This window comes from Psychrobacter sp. 16-MNA-CIBAN-0192 (assembly GCF_040309565.1).
Classification (GTDB): Bacteria; Pseudomonadota; Gammaproteobacteria; order Pseudomonadales; family Moraxellaceae; genus Psychrobacter.
This window is the reverse complement of the sequence record NZ_JBEOOX010000012.1, coordinates 48,207-65,392: the sequence shown is the minus strand read 5'-3', so window position 1 is coordinate 65,392 and position 17,186 is coordinate 48,207. Positions and strand designations below refer to the sequence as shown.

The window sequence follows — 17,186 nt, the reverse complement described above, 5'->3', positions numbered from 1 at the left end:
GTTTACCATCAGTGAAACTGTATCGGGTCTGTTATGGTCGTATAATTTATAGTGAGTCTCATCAATCACGTTTAGCATCATTAGGACGATACAACAGATGAGTATGACCGCAATCCTTGAGGGCAATATTTTGGCATTGGCAATTTTTATGCTGGTTAATTCTGTCACGCCAGGACCTAATAATTTAATGCTGTTACACGGTAGTATTAAACGCGGATTTTGGGCGTGTCGCTGGCATATGCTTGGTATTACTGTCGGCGTCACGGTTATGCTGTGGCTAAGCTACTGGGGCATGGCAGCCTTAATCATCAGCTTCCCCGCTGTCATGCTTAGCATAAAATTATTAGGCACATTATATCTGTTGTGGCTCACTTATCAGATGGCTAAAACCGACTTTATCGCGGTCGTTAATTACGCCCTAAAGCATGGGCAACAACATAAGCAAGCGAATGAAGTCCTTATTCAGGCAAAGAACGTTGAGGTCAAAAAACGCTTCGGTGAATTGCCGCTAAGCTTTGGACAGGCGTTATTGTTTTAATGGCTTAATCCAAAAGCATGGACGATGACGGTGGTTGCACCAAGTTTAGCAATGTTCCATGCCGGCAAGCCGTGGCTAGATAACTATCTACTACTGGCAATGAGCGCGATTATTAATCTGCTATCCATCAGCTGCTGGGCGGCAGGTGGTCATTGGCTGCGAATGCTGGTGCATCTACCGCGAGTCATGCGCGTTATTCACGGCTTGATTGTACTTATGACGCTGTATTGCGCAGTGACACTGTGGTTATAAGTTTTGGTTATAGATAAAATTTTTCCATAACTAAAGTACAAGTTTTAATAACAACTAACAACAACCAATAATAACAATTACCTAGGCCAATCTTATGACCCCTTTACACATTGCCTTAGCGATACTGGTTACCTTTATTTGGGGTGTGAACTTTACCTTTATTGCGTGGGCGCTCGACAGCTTTCCGCCTTTAATGCTCACTGCCCTACGCTTTTTCTTTACCGCGGTACCATTGGTTTTTTTCCTCAAGCCGCCCAAGTTTAATCGTACATTATTTATTTATGCCATCGGTACGTTTGTCATGCAATATGCGTTTGTTTTCACTGCTATGCATTTAGGTGCATCGGCAGGGTTAACGGCGCTATTATTACAAACTCAGATTTTTATCACTGTATTATTGGCGTATGTTCTATTGGGTGAGTCAGTAAGTCGCATGCAGATTATCGGTATGTTAGTCGGTGTGCTGGGACTGGGCGTGATTGCGCTCAACCTTGGCGGTGATATGCCTTTGATTGGGTTTGTTTGTATCTTAATTGCAGCGATTGGCTGGAGCTTCGGCAACATTGCCTCAAAGCAGGCGTCAACACGGGCATCAATACCAACAGTTATAAAAGCCGAACAGGAAGGCTCAGGCGTCGCTATAGTGTCAGCTATTAATAAGACAAATAAAGCATCGGCGTTGTCTGCCTTAGCTCTAGTGGTATGGGGTGGTCTGATCGCTTGTGTGATTTTGACGCTATCTTCTCTTATATTTGAGACCGACGCATGGCAATTAGCGACGTTTACGAGCGTATCGCTCAAGTCTTGGTTGTCGCTTGGGTTTATTGTTTATATCTCAACGCTGGTTGGTTTTGCACTGTGGGCGCATTTGCTGAGTCAAAACACAGCTTCCAAGGTTGTGCCCTTTGCCTTACTGGTGCCCGTATTCGGGATGACAACCTCAGTGCTGTTCCTAGGAGAAGTGGTGACGTGGTGGAAGATATTGGCGATGGTTTTAATCTTATCAGGATTATTACTGGCAAATGTGAGGTTTGGGCTACAAGGAAAGCCCGCTCTCAGCTCATAATTAGCAGTAAATAATCTAATTTTCCAGTGTCGGTTTTATGTTTATCTTAAGTTAATTTTTCAGCCATCATCAGCTCGACACTTATTTGAAAGTTATACTTATCTTTGACAGTAATGCTGACCCTACCATTATGAGCATGCGCAATAGCTTCTACTATTGACAGCCCTAAACCTGTGCCTGAATGCATGCTGTTCGTTTTATGATGACGATAAAAGCGCTCAAACATTTTATCCGTCTCGGTTTGCGTTAGAGGCTCATCCAAGCGATTTGTGAGCATTATTGTTAAATAGGATGGCTTTAAAGACAGTGGTTTTGAGCTTTTTAAATTGCTTATAACATCATGAGTGACAGCGGACGCTTTAATAGTGATAACGCTATCACCTGCTGCATAATAAATCGCATTTGACATGAGATTAGCAAACAACCGTTGTAATAAACCTTCATCCCCTAACACTGCTCTAAAATCGCCAGTTTTTTTAAAAGATATATTCCGATCCTCTGCTATCATCTCATAATACGAGATGAGTTTAGTGATCATCAACTCGGTATCAACACGGTTAAGCTGCGAATCAGATAGCCCCTTTTGTGTCTTTGCTAGCAGCAGCATGTTATTAATTAGGGCAGATAATTGCCCAATGGTGTCATGCTGATGGTGCAGCTGCTCAACATATTCATTGCTTGATCTTGGCTTGCTTAACATCACCTGAGTTTGCGTGCCAAGCGTTGCCAGCGGAGTACGCAACTCATGAGCAATATTATCTGAGAAGCGCGATAACGATTCAAAATTACTTTCCAGCTTCTCCACCATTAAGTTATAAGACTCAGCCAATGGTCGAAGCTCTAAGGGCATATTACCAACCTCTATCCTTTCATGCAGCCTTTCAGGGTTGATCCCTTTCATTTTTTGAACAATAGTAGCCAGTGGCGCAAATCCCCAATAGACACTTAAGGCAGCAATGGATACTAGCAATAGCGTGATTGCAAGCAAGATCATACTCAGCTGACGATTAAACTGCATAAGATACTGATGATGCATATCAATAGGCAGCATAATAAGTGCTAATGTTTGGTTGCTTTGAAGCACCATAGCTCGGTAATTTCTATCATTTATCTGCAATATAAATTGTTCTTCATGATAGGTCTGCCAGAGCGTTAACACATTAAAGTCTTTTGGGAACTCATTAGCAAAACCGATCGGTGCGCTTGATAGTAATTGTCCAGCCTTATCAAATACTAAGGTTTTTAAATCGTAATCAAGCCAAGAGGAATGCAGATGATCGGCATCTGTTGGCACAGGTAACGTTGACGCTGATGCCGTTGATACGCTTACGATTGATGGGTTTAGAGCAACTGTTTGTTCATCATTACTTATCTCTCGCTTACGTAAATTAAACGCCGCATGAGTGATAATTTCTGCATCCATTTGATCAAGGTGACCGCTCACAGAGCGCTGAACCCATACATAAATAATGAGTTGAGAAATAACAACCGATATGGTCAATAAAAACACAATGCGCCATAACAATGGCCAACGCTGATTCGGAATTTTATAATTCATTGTATTTTAGATTATCTTTATTAATACCATCACTGCCATCGCTGTTAATGATACTGATACGGTCAGTATCGACAGCTGGCGCATCTAATGCTTCTAACCTATACCCCATCCCGCGTACGGTATGAATCAGCTTGATATCAAATCCATCATCAATTTTTATGCGCAAGCGCCTTATAGCCACGTCAATGACGTTCGTATCACTATCAAAGTTTATATCCCACACTTGCGAGGCGATGACAGTGCGTGGCAGCACCTCCCCTTGACGTTCTAAAAAAAGCTGTAGTAAAGCAAACTCTTTGGCAGTCAATTTGATGGAGGTATTACCTCGATATACGGTGCGTTTAGTAATGTCCATTTTCAGGTCAGCGATATGTATAACCGAGCTTTTATAATCTGATTGATTGGCACGGCGCAGCAGGCTTTTTATTCTGACAATCAGCTCGGCAAAAGCAAAAGGCTTGGTCAGATAATCATCGCCACCAATTTCAATGCCCTTAATCCGATCACTTAAGTCGTCTTTAGCGGTTAAAAATAAAACGGGCGTATGCTTGCCAGCAGCACGGTAGCGCTGAATCAGCTCAAAGCCACTGACGTCAGGTAGCATCACATCCATCACCACCACGCTGAATGCTTCCGTCATTAACGCATGATAGCCATCTAAACCTGTTATGTGATGATCCACGATGAAGCCTGCCTCAGTTAAGCCTTTTTTTATATACTCACCAAGTTTTGCTTCATCTTCTACCAATAGCACTTTCATAGTCGCTTCTCTTCATCCCATCATAGTTTTTAATCGCTTATCGTAAGCGTTGCTTATTGTCGGTACAGTACAGTTTATAGCAAACCCTTGCTATAACAGCTTTAGATACAAGCGTCTGCTGTTGTTCGATATTGATGACAATAAGATGACAACATGATGTTATTTCTAACAAACATGTCATGTCCCAGTCATCTCGCTGTCAGCCTGTGATTGGTATTCTAAACCCACGATACATAGATAGTCTGCTGTGATAAGGATGATTTCTATGCTAGCCGTTAATAAAAAATTATAAACCGTTCTTACAGGTCATTATTCTACTTAAACATGCATTTACTTATATTTTGAAAGGTTTTATATGAAAAGTTATGGTTTATTAAAAAAGGTCGCACTACTCTCTGTTTCTGTACTAATTGGTATGTCAGCTGCCAATGCGCATACGACCAATCTGGATGCTTCTATTCTCAATAATTGTGATGCGCTTACTAATTTTGCAAGAAACGCAGATCATAACGATGCACAACTCTCCAATACTCAAAAGAAAAATTATATCGATGCCAGAGTAGCGTGTCAGGTTCAGCACCAAGATCAACACTTGCAGTCAGAAAAGTATTTTGTCAAAAAATATGGTAGCGATCGTGATAGCGATGCACAGACCATACTAAATGAATATGTCGCCCATTAAAATCCAAAGATGTGAAGATGACAAGATTGTCATCTGAGCGTCATCTACCAGTCAGAATGAATCCTGTACGATTTAGACTGGTTTAACGGTTATTGACCTTACATCGTTACTGACCTTAATAGCCTTTATCCCAACCAATAGGAATTACTTATGTCAAAATTTAAATCGATTGCCATTACTACCATCGCTCTAGTGATATCGACTTCAGCCTTGGCTCATGATCCAAAAATGCATGTGCAGAAAGATCAAATGAACTGTGAAAAGATGGCAAAGCATATGCAAATGATGGAAAAAATGGACCATAGCAAAATGGATATGAATGACCCTGCCATGAAAGCCATGATGGCAAATATGGGAAAAATGAAACAAATGTACCAAAAACACTGTGTCACTAGTGACAGTAAATCTTAAAAACTTCGGTTCTGTTAGTTAATACTTCTTCTCTAATTAAAGAGCAATTAACGGAAATAATTTTTTAGGAATACGTATGAAATTCTTATTGGGCGTGCTCTTTACTGTATTTGTGGCAATCCTTGGCATATTTGCGGTTGTCAGTAGCGGTATTGTCAATGTGGGTGCAGACCAAGAGCATAGCCCAATGATGTATGGTTTTTTAGAAACCGCGCGCAAACGTTCTATAGAAAATGCCAGTAAACATATCCCTGTTCCAAATTTAGAGCAGGTTGATATGATTAGCTCAGGTGGCGCTGATTACAAAGACATGTGTGCAGGCTGTCACTTGTCTCCCGGTGTAGAAAAAACCGATCTTAGCGCAAGCCTATATCCCAAGCCGCCTAACTTCACCAAAGCTGACGTCGTTGCGCGCTATAACTCTGAGGCTGGTGCACAGCAAAGCTTTTGGGCTATTAAACATGGCATTATGGCATCTGGAATGCCTGCATGGGGAGCTACTCATGATGATGATAGAATGTGGGCGATGGTGGCTTTTATAAGGTCATTACCTGAATTAAGTGTAGCCCAATACACGATGCTCACCACAAGATTCGATAGCGATATGATGGATATGGATGCAGAAATGATGGACATGTCGGGTGAAGGCGCTGAGATGCAGCATTAATGATCGTTAGCTTTAAGGTAGTCACTTTCAAGATTACTGATGTTCAGAATTAATAATGATGATAATAGAGATTTAAGGGTATTTTATGAGACGTTATAAAGACAGATTTTTTAATGGACCTAGTCGATTATCAGGTCGTGCACTTGTATTGATGGGGACAGCGACACTGTCGTTGACGCTAGCCGCTTGTAGCCAAACCAATACTAAAGTCTCTGATGCACAATCAGTAAAGGTTGAACAGTCTGCTGCCCAGAATGTACAAGTGCAAACTGAACAATCAGCTCCGGCAATTGCCCCTGCAATCAACCCCTCATCATCACTTAAATCAGAGTTACTTAAAAACGTTTCAGCAACCGTCTATAAAGATGCCAACTGTGGCTGCTGTAAAGCGTGGGTAGGCTATGCAGAAGATAATGGATTAAACGCAACTGCCCATGATGTAGCAGATTTATCTTTATTTAAGGAGCGTTATGGCGTACCACAGCAAATGCGCTCTTGTCATACCACCGTCACCACCGACGGTTTTGTCTTCGAAGGTCATGTGCCTGCTAAGCATATGGCACAGTTTTTAGCAAAGCCTCCTAAAAAAGCCATTGGACTTGCTGTACCAAGCATGCCCGTTGGCAGTCCTGGCATGGAGTATCAAGGTAAATTTATGCCTTATAAAGTAATGCAACTTAATAAAGACGGCACTACAGAAGTTTATGCTGCTATTGAGACGCCTCAGCAGCAACTATGATTGAAATATCTGTCAAACATAAAAAATATTATAACTATAAGCTTAACCACCCTCTCTTAAATTAGGTCATCATTATGAACAAACAGAACATATTGAACCGCCGACGTTTTTTAACCGGATCCTCCGCTATCCTTGGTGCCTCCTTGCTACCAACTATTGCCAGTAGCGCATTGGGACATTCGAGTCGCTCGGGCGCTCAAGGCGCTACTATTAATAGTGATCAAAACATTCATAAAGTACCTGTGTTGACTGGTAAAGAGTTTGATTTATACGTCAGTAAACAGTCCGCTATTGTCAACGGTAAAAAGAGCATGGCGACGCTTATCAACGATTCACTACCGGCACCGACGCTAAAAATGCGTGAGGGCGATACGGTAGTGATACGTGTTCATAATCAGATGGATGAATCAACCTCTATTCATTGGCATGGATTGCTGGTGCCGTTTGAGATGGACGGGGTGCCCGGCATTAGCTTTGATGGGATTCCTGCAAACAGTACCTTTACATATACATTTAAACTCAAACAATCAGGCACTTATTGGTATCACTCACACAGTGGGTTCCAAGAACAAACTGGTATGCTGGGTGCTATGGTGATTGAACCTAAAGGGCGTGAGCGTCATCCTATCGAAGAAGACCACGTGATCGTTCTCAGTGATTGGACTAGCCGCAACCCGCATAACCTCTTGAAGCTACTTAAACAGCGAGCAGATTTTGACAACTATCATCTGCCAGACTTCAAAAAATTGCTTGCTGATATTGCTGCAACGGATATGAAAACCGCGTTTGATGAGCGCAAGATGTGGAATCAGATGCGCATGATGCCTACTGACTTTACTGACTTGTCTGGCGAAAATACCTTTACCTATCTTATGAATGGCAAAACAACGGCGGCTAATTGGGCACAAATCGTAAAAGCAGGACAGCCGGTTAAACTTCGTTTTATCAATGCCTCAGCCCAAACCATTTTTGATGTACGCATACCTGGTCTCAAAATGACTGTGGTGGCAACCGATGGCATTGATGTCGCACCCGTTGCGATTGATGATTTTCGTATTGGCGTGGCTGAGACCTATGATGTCATTGTCACCCCGACCAAAGATGCGCATACCATATTTGCCCAAAATATAGACCGTTCAGGCTATGTCGCAGCAACGCTTGCCACCAAAGAAGGCGCTCGTGCAGCAACACCTGCTATGGACAAGATTGAATGGCTAACCATGGCAGATATGATGGGCGCTATGGGTGCTGATGGTTATCAAGCTAAGCATGCCAAAACAGAATACGATTTTAAGAGTGATATGCGTGTGGACAGTCCACGTATGAACCTTGATGATCCCGGTATCAACCTGCGTAATATTAATAGAGAGGTGTTGAATTATAGTCAGCTACGCTCTGTCGATGAGGCAATATTTGCGGAGCGGCGCAAACCTACCAGAGAGATTGAGCTACATTTAACCGGTAATATGGAGCGCTATATTTGGGCGTTTGATGGGGTTAAGTTTAGTGAGGCGACACCGGTCAATATTAAGCCGGGGGAGCGTGTACGTATTACCTTAGTCAATGACACGATGATGAATCATCCGATGCATTTACATGGCATGTGGAGCGATTTGCGCATGCCTAACGGTGAGTTTCAGGTGCGCAAGCATACTATTATGGTGCAACCAGCACAAAAAATCAGCTTTGATGTGACAGGAGAAGCTGGTCGATGGGCATGGCATTGTCATCTGCTTTATCACATGGAAGCCGGTATGTTTAGAGAAGTGGCGGTCGTTTAAGCAAATCTTTGATTGATAGGTGAGAGATGAGATGAAAATTCATAGAGTAGGTTTACGGTTCGCCGGAGTATCATCATTAGTATTACTAGCATCGTCATTTGCTAACGCTGCTGACCCGTCCACTGTTAAAAAAGACATGACTATGTCGGGCATGGACCATAGCAGTATGGATATGTCAGATATGGACCACAGCAGTATGGACATGTCAGGCATGGATATGTCGGATATGGACCATAGTAGTATGGATATGTCAGGCATGGACCATAGCAGTATGGATATGTCGGGCATGGACCATAGCAGTATGGATATGTCAGATATGGACCACAGCAGTATGGATATGTCAGGCATGGACCATAGTAGTATGGATATGTCTGGTATGGACCATAGCAGTATGGACATGTCCGGTATGAATCATGGCAGTATGGATATGTCAGGTATGCAAGGTGGTAAGGCTCCAGCTGATGCGCGCAGTCCCGACTATTCAAACGGTGTTCCCTATGGACAGTATGGTAAGCCTATGATGATGGGCGATATGCCATTATGGGGCGTTTCTGTAGATGATTTAGGTTATCAGTTTGATGACGATCAGATTAATTATGAAGTGGGTGCTTGGTATGGCCTAGATGAGCGCCGTCTCTCTTTACGTAGTGAAGGTAGTATTCAGACCGAAGGTGATAAAGAAATTGATAGTCTGACCTCATTGTCTTACTGGAAGCCATTGAGTATCTTTTGGAATGGTGAAGCTGGTGTCGCTTACGATACCGAAAATGATAAGCCTGCTCTTATGGCTGGTATTGTCGGTACTATGCCTTACTTCATTGAAACTGATGCTAGAGCTTATCTATATACCGATGGTCAACTCCGTCTTGATCTTGGTGCAGAATATGAGTGGCGTTTAAACCAGCATTGGGTCGTGATACCAGAGGTAGGACTAACGGCATTTAGTAAAGAAGACAGCGACAATCATATTGCCAAAGGCTTTAACGAGATGGAGGCTGAAGTTAGGCTCACTTATGACACATTAAGTCGCCAACTGGCACCTTACGTCGGTGTGAGCTATGAGTCCGCTTTAGGTAATGCTCGTGACCTACGTCGCCAGTCAAATGAGTCGATTGATAGCAGTAGCTTGACTGCGGGAGTTAAATTTTGGTTCTAAAATTATTACACTTATAGGAGATATACTATGAATACTTCAGATCAAAACAACATGAATCATCAATCTGGCATGAACCCTTATGTAAAGTTCACTTTGATGATTGTGACGTCTACGATTGTGATGTACATCATGATGTATTTCAATACTTATGAATGGAGTCATATTTACTTTAGTGAAACCCGAGCTTATATGGCGCTCTACATGGGTGCCGGTATGGCCGTCATTATGCTGGCCTTTATGGGCAATATGTACAAAAAAACCAAAGTTAATTTGATGGTTTATGGGCTAAGTGTGTTGATGTTTGCCATCGGTATCTGGGGCGTGCGCTCTCAAGCAACCGTCGATCAAGTCGATTGGATGCAAGCGATGATACCGCATCACTCGATTGCTATTTTGACCAGCTCTAGAGTAGATATCGAAGACCCACGAGTGCAACAGCTCGCTGATGATATTGTTAAGGCGCAAAAGCGTGAAATCGCTGAGATGCAAGCGCTCATTGAAGAGCTTGAATAAATGAGGTTTAGCTCAGTGTTGGTTCCAATGAGTTAACATTAGCATGAAAAATAGATAAGGAGCTGTTTTCTATAGCTCCGCATACCTTTACTACAGAGTTAAGTGCTATCAGTATGTATTTCCTTTTCTCTAATATCTGTCTCTAACATCAAAATTAAGATTTTATCAAATGGTCATCATGATAACGAGCATCTCTTAACTACTAAGTTAGATCGTAACCTTTATTCACTATAAGTGAAGGAGTTATCTAATGAACCCTAATAATGACGATAAAAAAAATGGCCATAGTGGTTTAGAGTCAAACAATACTAACCAGACCCATACTACCTTCAAAGAGTATAACCAAGTGCCAGCTGATTATAGTGGCACCGTTTATAGCTGTCCGATGCATCCAGAAGTGAGAGATATAGAAAAAAGCGATTGCCCACTATGCGGTATGTCCCTTAAACCTGAAGACACAGCTGACGAAGATAATGTTGCCGAGATGGCAGCGATAAAAGGCGATCACTCAAGCTGCCACAGCGCGTCGAGTACCGATGCCCATCTTGCTAAAAATAGTAAGTACGACAAGGTACCCAAAAATTATGGCGGTACGGTCTATATTTGTCCGATGCATCCAGAAGTAAGAGATATAGAAAAAAGCGATTGCCCACTATGCGGTATGTTCCTCAAACCTGAAGACGATGTTACTGATGAAGGCAGTCATTCACATTGCCATGGAAAAAATACTGACCGTACCACGGTAAAATCTGCCAAAGGTGGCAAATACGACAAAGTCCCAGCTGATTATAGTGGTGCCGTTTATATTTGTCCTATGCATCCCGAAGTCAGGGACGTGAAGAATAGCGGCTGTCCGATATGCGGAATGGCGCTTGAACCAGAGACAGCTACCATTGGTGAAGAAGACACCTCAGAGCTCGACGATATGACTCGCCGTTTCTGGATATGCACGGTACTCACCATACCGTTATTTCTGTATGCAATGAGTGATATGGTAGGTTTAAGCTTAGACAACCTTGGTCAAGGTGATATCTCTGGACAGATCGCTCAGTGGATTCAGCTAGCGCTTGCAATACCAGTGGTGTTATGGGGAGGCGCACCGTTCTTCGTCCGTGGCTGGCAATCAATAAAAAGTCGAAACCTAAACATGTTTACTCTGATTGCCGTTGGTGTAGGCGCAGCTTTTGGTTTCAGTCTAGTAGCAACCTTCTTTCCGGATATTTTTCCAGACAGCTTTAGAGACGCCACTGGTCAAGTAGGAGTGTACTACGAAGCGGCAGCGGTCATTGTCACCTTAGTACTATTGGGGCAGGTGCTAGAACTCAAAGCCAGAAGTCAGACCTCAGGTGCAATCCGTGCGTTACTCGAGCTCGCACCACCAACGGCAAGACGTGTGGATGAGAACGATGTCGAGACCGAAGTATCGCTTGATGAAGTGATCAGTGGCGATAGATTGCGGGTTAAGCCAGGAGAAAAGCTTCCGGTAGACGGCACGGTGCTTGAAGGCAGTAGCAGCATTGATGAATCGATGGTAACTGGTGAACCAATCCCTGTCCTAAAGGCACAAGGGGATACGGTCACTGGTGGAACGGTGAACGGTACTGGAACACTGCTGATTAAAGCGGTTGATGTTGGTGACGATACCGTATTGTCCAAGATTGTCAAAATGGTTGCTGAAGCCCAGCGTAGCCGTGCACCTATACAGAAATTAGTGGATAAAGTAGCTGGGTGGTTCGTGCCCATCGTACTTATCTGCTCTGTTATTACCTTTATTGTCTGGGCCATGTTTGGACCTGCGCCTGCAATGGCTTTTGCGCTGATCAATGCTATCGCTGTATTAATCATCGCCTGCCCTTGTGCGTTAGGGCTCGCCACACCGATGTCGATTATGGTGGGCACTGGTAAGGGCGCGCAAAATGGTGTGCTTATCAAGAATGCTGAAGCGTTAGAAAGTATGGAAAAAGTCGACACCATCGTTGTCGATAAAACCGGAACGCTGACAGCAGGCAAACCAGAGCTTACCGCTATCGAAGCGCTGGGCGGTTTAGATGAGAATGAACTTCTTGTGCTCGTCGCAGCGGTAGAGACTGCCAGCGAACATCCTCTAGCAGAAGCTATCGTCAAAGCTGCAAAAGCAAAATCTCTCGATATGGTCAAAGCCAGTGATTTTAGCTCAACTACAGGTGAAGGCGCGCAGGCGCTTGTTAATGGTAAACAGGTTGCTGTAGGCAATTCAAAATTTATGGAGCGCCTTAATAGTTTTGACAGCACACTTTCAGAACGCGCCGACATACGTAGAAAAGATGGTGAAACCGTCATGTTCGTCGCCGTAGATGGGCAAGCAGCTGGTCTAATCTCAGTGGCTGATCCAATCAAGCCAAGTACCAGTGAGGCAATATCGCTATTGCACAAAGCTGGACTACGCGTAGTTATGCTGACAGGTGACAACGAAATAACGGCCAAAGCCGTTGCTAGCAAACTGAATATTGATGAAGTACATGCGGATGTCTCACCAGAGGACAAGAACCGTATCATCAAAGAGCTGCAAAGTAGTGGTAAGGTTGTGGCCATGGCGGGTGACGGCATTAACGATGCTCCCGCTCTTGCACAGGCTAACGTTGGCATTGCCATGGGCACAGGAACAGACGTGGCCATGGAGAGTGCTGGCATTACGCTAGTGAAAGGCGATCTAATGGGGATCGTCAGAGCCCATAAACTGAGCCACTCTACGATGCGCAATATTAGACAGAATCTGTTTTTTGCGTTTATCTACAACGCTCTTGGTGTACCGATTGCGGCAGGTGTGCTGTATCCGTTCTTCGGGCTTTTACTCAGTCCAATGATAGCGGCGGCAGCGATGAGTCTTTCGTCAGTATCTGTTATTGGCAACGCGCTGCGACTGCGCCGTTTGAAATTGTAATTCTGGTACGTTGAAGAGAGTTCTAAAGCACACTTACCAATACTGGTCTAAACAAGATCTCAAAATATAAGGATACCGTTATGGGCAGTTTTTCTATTACACATTGGCTGATTTTATTGGTGGTAGTGGTTGTCGTATTTGGCACTGCTAAGCTTAAGAATGCGGGTAAAGATTTAGGCGGGGCGGTAAAGGGTTTTAAAGAAGCGGTTAAAGATGAAGAAACCGAGCATGCGCGCAAGAATCGGGTGCTTAGCCACGACAATAATGCACCAACTTTAAATAAAGATTTAAATGCGCAAGTAGGCACTCAGGTTGATGATATAAAAATCAGCACTGTCAACACTGATGATCAGCACAAAGTATAATAACAATTTAGCCTTAGGAAATGACATATCAAAAAATATCTAGGGCTACTTTCAACGTGTTAAGCACTTTTTTACTGTTTACTAGAGTATGTCAGCGTGAATACTCTATTTAGCGACGGAATCTAAATGGAACACCCAACCAATAACAACAACGACAGTCTTGCAAATAAGCTCAACCAAGACTGCTACTGTATTACTCTCGATCGTAACGCGCTGAATACAAGCCTTGAAGATCAGCTTACAGAAGCTGGACGCAATTCAATAGGCGCGAATGCACTTAATAAGCTTTTTTCAGCAACACCAGTGTTCGTGCCTACAGCACAGATAGCGGCGATGGAGCGGATCGTCAAAGCTATCGAATCAGCTGCCAAGCTACCGTCGTATCAAGAGCAAGTGCTGTCATGGGCACCAGAAATCGCTGCTTATAATCCAGGTCCCATAGGGGCTTTCATGGGCTATGACTTTCACTTAGGTAGTGACGGCCCTCAGCTTATCGAGGTCAATACCAATGCCGGCGGTGCCTTTCTCAATGTATTGCTCGCTCGCGCCCAAAAGCGCTGCTGTAACGCCGCGCAGCAAAGTGCTGCAACCACTCAAATGCTCGATGGGTTTGAGAAAGCAGTGTTTGATATGTTCAGACAGGAATGGCAGCGACAATCTCCCACTGCTATGCCCAATCGGATAGCTATCGTGGATGATGATCCCAAAGGTCAGTTCATGTTTTTAGAGTTTGAGTTAGCTCACCAACTGCTCCAAGCCAGAGGTATTGATACCGTGATACTTGATCCCTCTGAACTCGAGTATGTCGATGGTATGTTAACCGCTCATGGTCAGAAAATCGATATGATCTACAATCGGCTTGTCGATTTCGCATTTGAAGAACCTAACCATGTCTTGCTTAAGCAGGCTTATCTAGAGGGTGCGGTAGTAGTGACACCCAATCCCCATGTACATGCTATGTTGGCCAATAAACAAAACCTGACTTTGCTATCTGACCCTCAAACACTACGCGCTTGGGGACTAGATGAGACTGAAGTCGAATATCTCGAAAAGTCTGTACCAAGGACAAAAATCGTATCAAGAGACGATGCAGCAGAGTTGTGGCGTACTCGACGACAACTGTTTTTTAAACCAGTTGCTGGTCATGGAAGTAAAGGCGTCTATCGCGGTAGCAAGCTGACTCGACGCGTCTTTGACAATATTCTAGAAGAGGATTATATCGCACAGACCTTTGTCCCTGCAGGAGAAAGATCACTAAAAATTGATAACATCGTCACAAGTAGGAAGGTAGATATACGTCTTTATACCTATGGCGGAGAACTGTTATTACCTGCTGCGCGGGTGTATCAAGGTCAGGCGACCAACTTCCGTACGTTAGGAGGCGGATTTGCGCCTGTTTTTCAGGTCTGAAGATGTACTTCTGATGGTCTGCTTATAGTGGCTAATTCATTTAGTACATTTTTTAAAATACCCTGTCAAGTCGGGAAAAATAATGTTTCAAACCGTTATCCATTATTTTCTACATTTTGGTATGCCGTTGATTATTGCCTATCTGTTTTTTCGTAATGACTATAAACGGGTATATTTAATCTTATTGGCAACCATGCTGGTGGATTTAGATCATTTGCTAGCCACTCCTATTTTTTCGCCCAATCGTTGCAGTATTAACTTTCATCCGCTACATACTTATTATGCGATAGCAGTATATGTGGCTATGTTATTTCTACCAAAGCCATATAAAATAATTGGTTTGGGGTTGCTATTTCACATGCTAACTGACTTAAATGACTGCGTAATGACCTATCTTGCTTGCCAGCAGTGTGTGAGTGAAACTCCTGCCCGTGAGTTGGTAGCATGGTTTATCAAAGCTACTAATTCTTGAGAGTCTTAATACGACGAGAGCCTTGATATGACTGTAACCCTATCGTTTAGTACCTCTTTCATAAAAAATCATTTTTTATAGTGCTATCTGAGTAATTAAGGCGTAATAATATTCTCTGTAAGTGGGTATAAAAAAATCACACGTAAGAAGCATTTGATGCTCAGTATCTTTGCAAACCGAACTTATCGCCATTTATTTGCCGCGCAAGTGATTGCCTTAATTGGCACAGGTTTAGCTACTGTGGCGTTAGGCCTTTTGGCTTTTGATTTGGCAGGTAATAACGCTGGGGTCGTCATGGGAACGGCATTGGCCATCAAAATGATTGCCTATGTTGGTGTCGCACCCATTGCAGCAGCCTTTGCCGAACGGCTGCCTAAACGCACGATGCTGGTAACGCTGGATGTGATACGAGCAAGCGTAGCCCTGCTTTTGCCATTTGTTTCCCAAATTTGGGAAGTTTATGTGCTGATCTTTGTGTTGCAATCGGCCTCAGCGGCCTTCACGCCTACTTTCCAGGCCACTATTCCTGATGTTCTGCCTGATGAAGCAGATTACACCAAAGCCTTATCGCTATCACGCCTTGCCTACGATATGGAAAGTCTAGTCAGTCCCATGTTAGCGGCAGCATTGCTGACAGTAATGAGCTTTCACAATCTCTTTACAGGGACGGTACTGGGATTTTTAGCGTCTGCCATATTGGTCGTATCGGTCACGCTACCAGCGCATGCTGTGCCCGCGCGCCGTAGCATTTACGATAGAACCACACGCGGCATTCGAATCTATTTAGCGACCCCTCGACTGCGCGGCTTACTCGCTGTCAATGTTGCTGTTTCTGCCGCAGCGTCTATGGTCTTTGTGAATACAGTGGTGATTATTCAAGGTGGAATGGGACTAACTCAGAGTGCAGTGGCATTAGCATTGGCAAGTTTTGGCGCAGGCTCTATGATTGCTGCACTGGCTTTGCCAAGTTTATTGGGTAAGCTGACAGATCGTACTGTCATGTTAAGCGGTGTAGGGCTGCTTGTGGTAGGTATGTTTTCTGGAACAGTGATGACGGGACAAAACTCGCTCATGGCCTTATGGTTCGTGCTAGGTTTGGGTTATTCTGCGGCTCAGACACCTGCTGGACGCTTACTATGGCGCTCCTCACATCAGGAAGATCGTCCTGCATTGTTTGCCGCTCAGTTTGCTTTGTCTCACGTCAGTTGGTTGGTATTTTACCCCTTGGCAGGTTGGTTAGGTGCTCGCTACAGTATGACCGTAGCTTTTACGGTATTAGGCGGTGCTGCTGCACTAGCGGTATGGGCGGCGTTTAGAGTGTGGCCGTCTATTGATTTAACAGAGATTGAGCACGAGCATGCCGATTTACCAGAGGGTCATGCCCATGCTATTGGATCCCCTACACCCAACGGGATACGCCATACCCATCCTTTCGTAGTCGATGATTATCATCCGCGTTGGCCAAGCTCTGGTTGGTGATGTAGAGTCTATACATGGGGATTCGCTATTTTATAGTGAACTGTCGATAAGTGAATAAAAAATACTAAAGATGCTATACCTACTTTGAGATACGCATATGTTAAATAATTTTGATATAACCATGATTAGAAATCATATGCCATTAACAATAAAACCACTGATTGCTCTATTAATTATTGCCAGACTGAACGCTCTATCATCAATAAGGATTGGTTATGAAACTCACCTCTAAGGATAGATTGAACCCATTGATACCAGCTATCCATTATAACGCCAGCTGTACCTGTTCGAAGTGTGGCTGTACTTGCCCATCGACTTGTGAAAAATGCGATATGTGTGCAAAATGCTGTCAATGTGGTGAAAAATGATAACTGTTTTAGGTTTTAGCAGAATAAAAAAGCAGCTCTCTAAAGGGCT

General features: G+C 43.6%; 17 protein-coding genes. 15 read left to right on the top strand and 2 right to left on the bottom strand.

Going from position 1 to position 17,186, the window contains the following annotated elements; all coding sequences use genetic code 11:
- Window positions 1-97: 97 nt before the first annotated feature.
- The 3 genes from AAEY78_RS10015 (at window position 98) to AAEY78_RS10005 (ending at window position 1,856) form a co-directional block, all read left to right on the top strand.
- Window positions 98-538 carry a LysE family translocator gene (locus AAEY78_RS10015; protein ID WP_352339203.1) on the top strand — a complete coding sequence of 147 codons (441 nt, stop codon included), beginning with the start codon at window positions 98-100 and terminating at the stop codon, window positions 536-538.
- A 24-nt stretch (window positions 539-562) separates the two neighbouring features.
- Window positions 563-790, top strand: coding sequence for a hypothetical protein (locus AAEY78_RS10010; protein ID WP_352339202.1), 228 nt, complete (start codon window positions 563-565; stop codon window positions 788-790).
- 94 nt (window positions 791-884) lie between these two features.
- Window positions 885-1,856: an EamA family transporter gene (locus tag AAEY78_RS10005; protein ID WP_352339201.1), complete on the top strand. Its 972-nt coding sequence runs from the start codon at window positions 885-887 to the stop codon at window positions 1,854-1,856.
- A gap of 46 nt (window positions 1,857-1,902) precedes the next feature.
- On the opposite strand, the gene AAEY78_RS10000 is transcribed toward AAEY78_RS10005, so the two are convergent.
- Together AAEY78_RS10000 and AAEY78_RS09995 are read right to left on the bottom strand one after the other, a co-directional pair.
- The gene (locus AAEY78_RS10000; RefSeq protein ID WP_352339200.1) at window positions 1,903-3,414 is read right to left on the bottom strand and encodes an ATP-binding protein; all 1,512 of its coding nucleotides are present in this window, start codon (window positions 3,412-3,414) and stop codon (window positions 1,903-1,905) included.
- Window positions 3,404-4,174, bottom strand: coding sequence for a heavy metal response regulator transcription factor (locus AAEY78_RS09995; protein WP_352339199.1), 771 nt, complete (start codon window positions 4,172-4,174; stop codon window positions 3,404-3,406). The genes AAEY78_RS10000 and AAEY78_RS09995 overlap by 11 nt, the downstream gene beginning before the upstream one ends.
- Before the next feature lie 355 nt (window positions 4,175-4,529).
- Between AAEY78_RS09995 and AAEY78_RS09990 the strand changes: the two genes are divergently transcribed.
- The 12 genes from AAEY78_RS09990 (at window position 4,530) to AAEY78_RS09935 (ending at window position 16,769) form a co-directional block, all read left to right on the top strand.
- Window positions 4,530-4,856, top strand: a complete 327-nt coding sequence (locus AAEY78_RS09990; RefSeq protein ID WP_352339198.1) for a hypothetical protein — start codon at window positions 4,530-4,532, stop codon at window positions 4,854-4,856.
- Between the two features lie 150 nt (window positions 4,857-5,006).
- A complete protein-coding gene (locus AAEY78_RS09985) occupies window positions 5,007-5,267 on the top strand; it encodes a hypothetical protein (protein WP_352339197.1) in 261 nt (86 codons plus the stop codon).
- Window positions 5,268-5,343: 76 nt separating this feature from the next.
- A complete protein-coding gene (locus AAEY78_RS09980) occupies window positions 5,344-5,934 on the top strand; it encodes a c-type cytochrome (RefSeq protein WP_352339196.1) in 591 nt (196 codons plus the stop codon).
- 85 nt (window positions 5,935-6,019) lie between these two features.
- Entirely contained in the window at window positions 6,020-6,673 is a 654-nt protein-coding gene (locus AAEY78_RS09975) for a DUF411 domain-containing protein (protein WP_352339195.1), read from the top strand.
- A 74-nt stretch (window positions 6,674-6,747) separates the two neighbouring features.
- Complete coding sequence (locus AAEY78_RS09970; RefSeq protein ID WP_352339194.1) at window positions 6,748-8,454, top strand: copper resistance system multicopper oxidase; 1,707 nt, start codon at window positions 6,748-6,750, stop codon at window positions 8,452-8,454.
- A 31-nt stretch (window positions 8,455-8,485) separates the two neighbouring features.
- The gene (locus AAEY78_RS09965; RefSeq protein ID WP_352339193.1) at window positions 8,486-9,610 is read left to right on the top strand and encodes a copper resistance protein B; all 1,125 of its coding nucleotides are present in this window, start codon (window positions 8,486-8,488) and stop codon (window positions 9,608-9,610) included.
- 27 nt (window positions 9,611-9,637) lie between these two features.
- Entirely contained in the window at window positions 9,638-10,123 is a 486-nt protein-coding gene (locus tag AAEY78_RS09960) for a DUF305 domain-containing protein (protein ID WP_352339192.1), read from the top strand.
- A 250-nt stretch (window positions 10,124-10,373) separates the two neighbouring features.
- Window positions 10,374-13,043 carry a copper-transporting P-type ATPase gene (locus AAEY78_RS09955; RefSeq protein ID WP_352339191.1) on the top strand — a complete coding sequence of 890 codons (2,670 nt, stop codon included), beginning with the start codon at window positions 10,374-10,376 and terminating at the stop codon, window positions 13,041-13,043.
- A gap of 80 nt (window positions 13,044-13,123) precedes the next feature.
- Window positions 13,124-13,408 (top strand): Sec-independent protein translocase subunit TatA, encoded by a 285-nt coding sequence (gene tatA, locus AAEY78_RS09950; protein ID WP_352339190.1) that lies wholly within the window; start codon window positions 13,124-13,126, stop codon window positions 13,406-13,408.
- A gap of 126 nt (window positions 13,409-13,534) precedes the next feature.
- Window positions 13,535-14,818, top strand: a complete 1,284-nt coding sequence (locus AAEY78_RS09945; protein WP_352339189.1) for an ATP-grasp domain-containing protein — start codon at window positions 13,535-13,537, stop codon at window positions 14,816-14,818.
- Window positions 14,819-14,900: 82 nt separating this feature from the next.
- Window positions 14,901-15,290, top strand: a complete 390-nt coding sequence (locus tag AAEY78_RS09940; RefSeq protein ID WP_352339188.1) for a DUF6122 family protein — start codon at window positions 14,901-14,903, stop codon at window positions 15,288-15,290.
- A 156-nt stretch (window positions 15,291-15,446) separates the two neighbouring features.
- Window positions 15,447-16,769, top strand: coding sequence for an MFS transporter (locus AAEY78_RS09935; protein ID WP_352339187.1), 1,323 nt, complete (start codon window positions 15,447-15,449; stop codon window positions 16,767-16,769).
- Window positions 16,770-17,186: the final 417 nt, after the last annotated feature.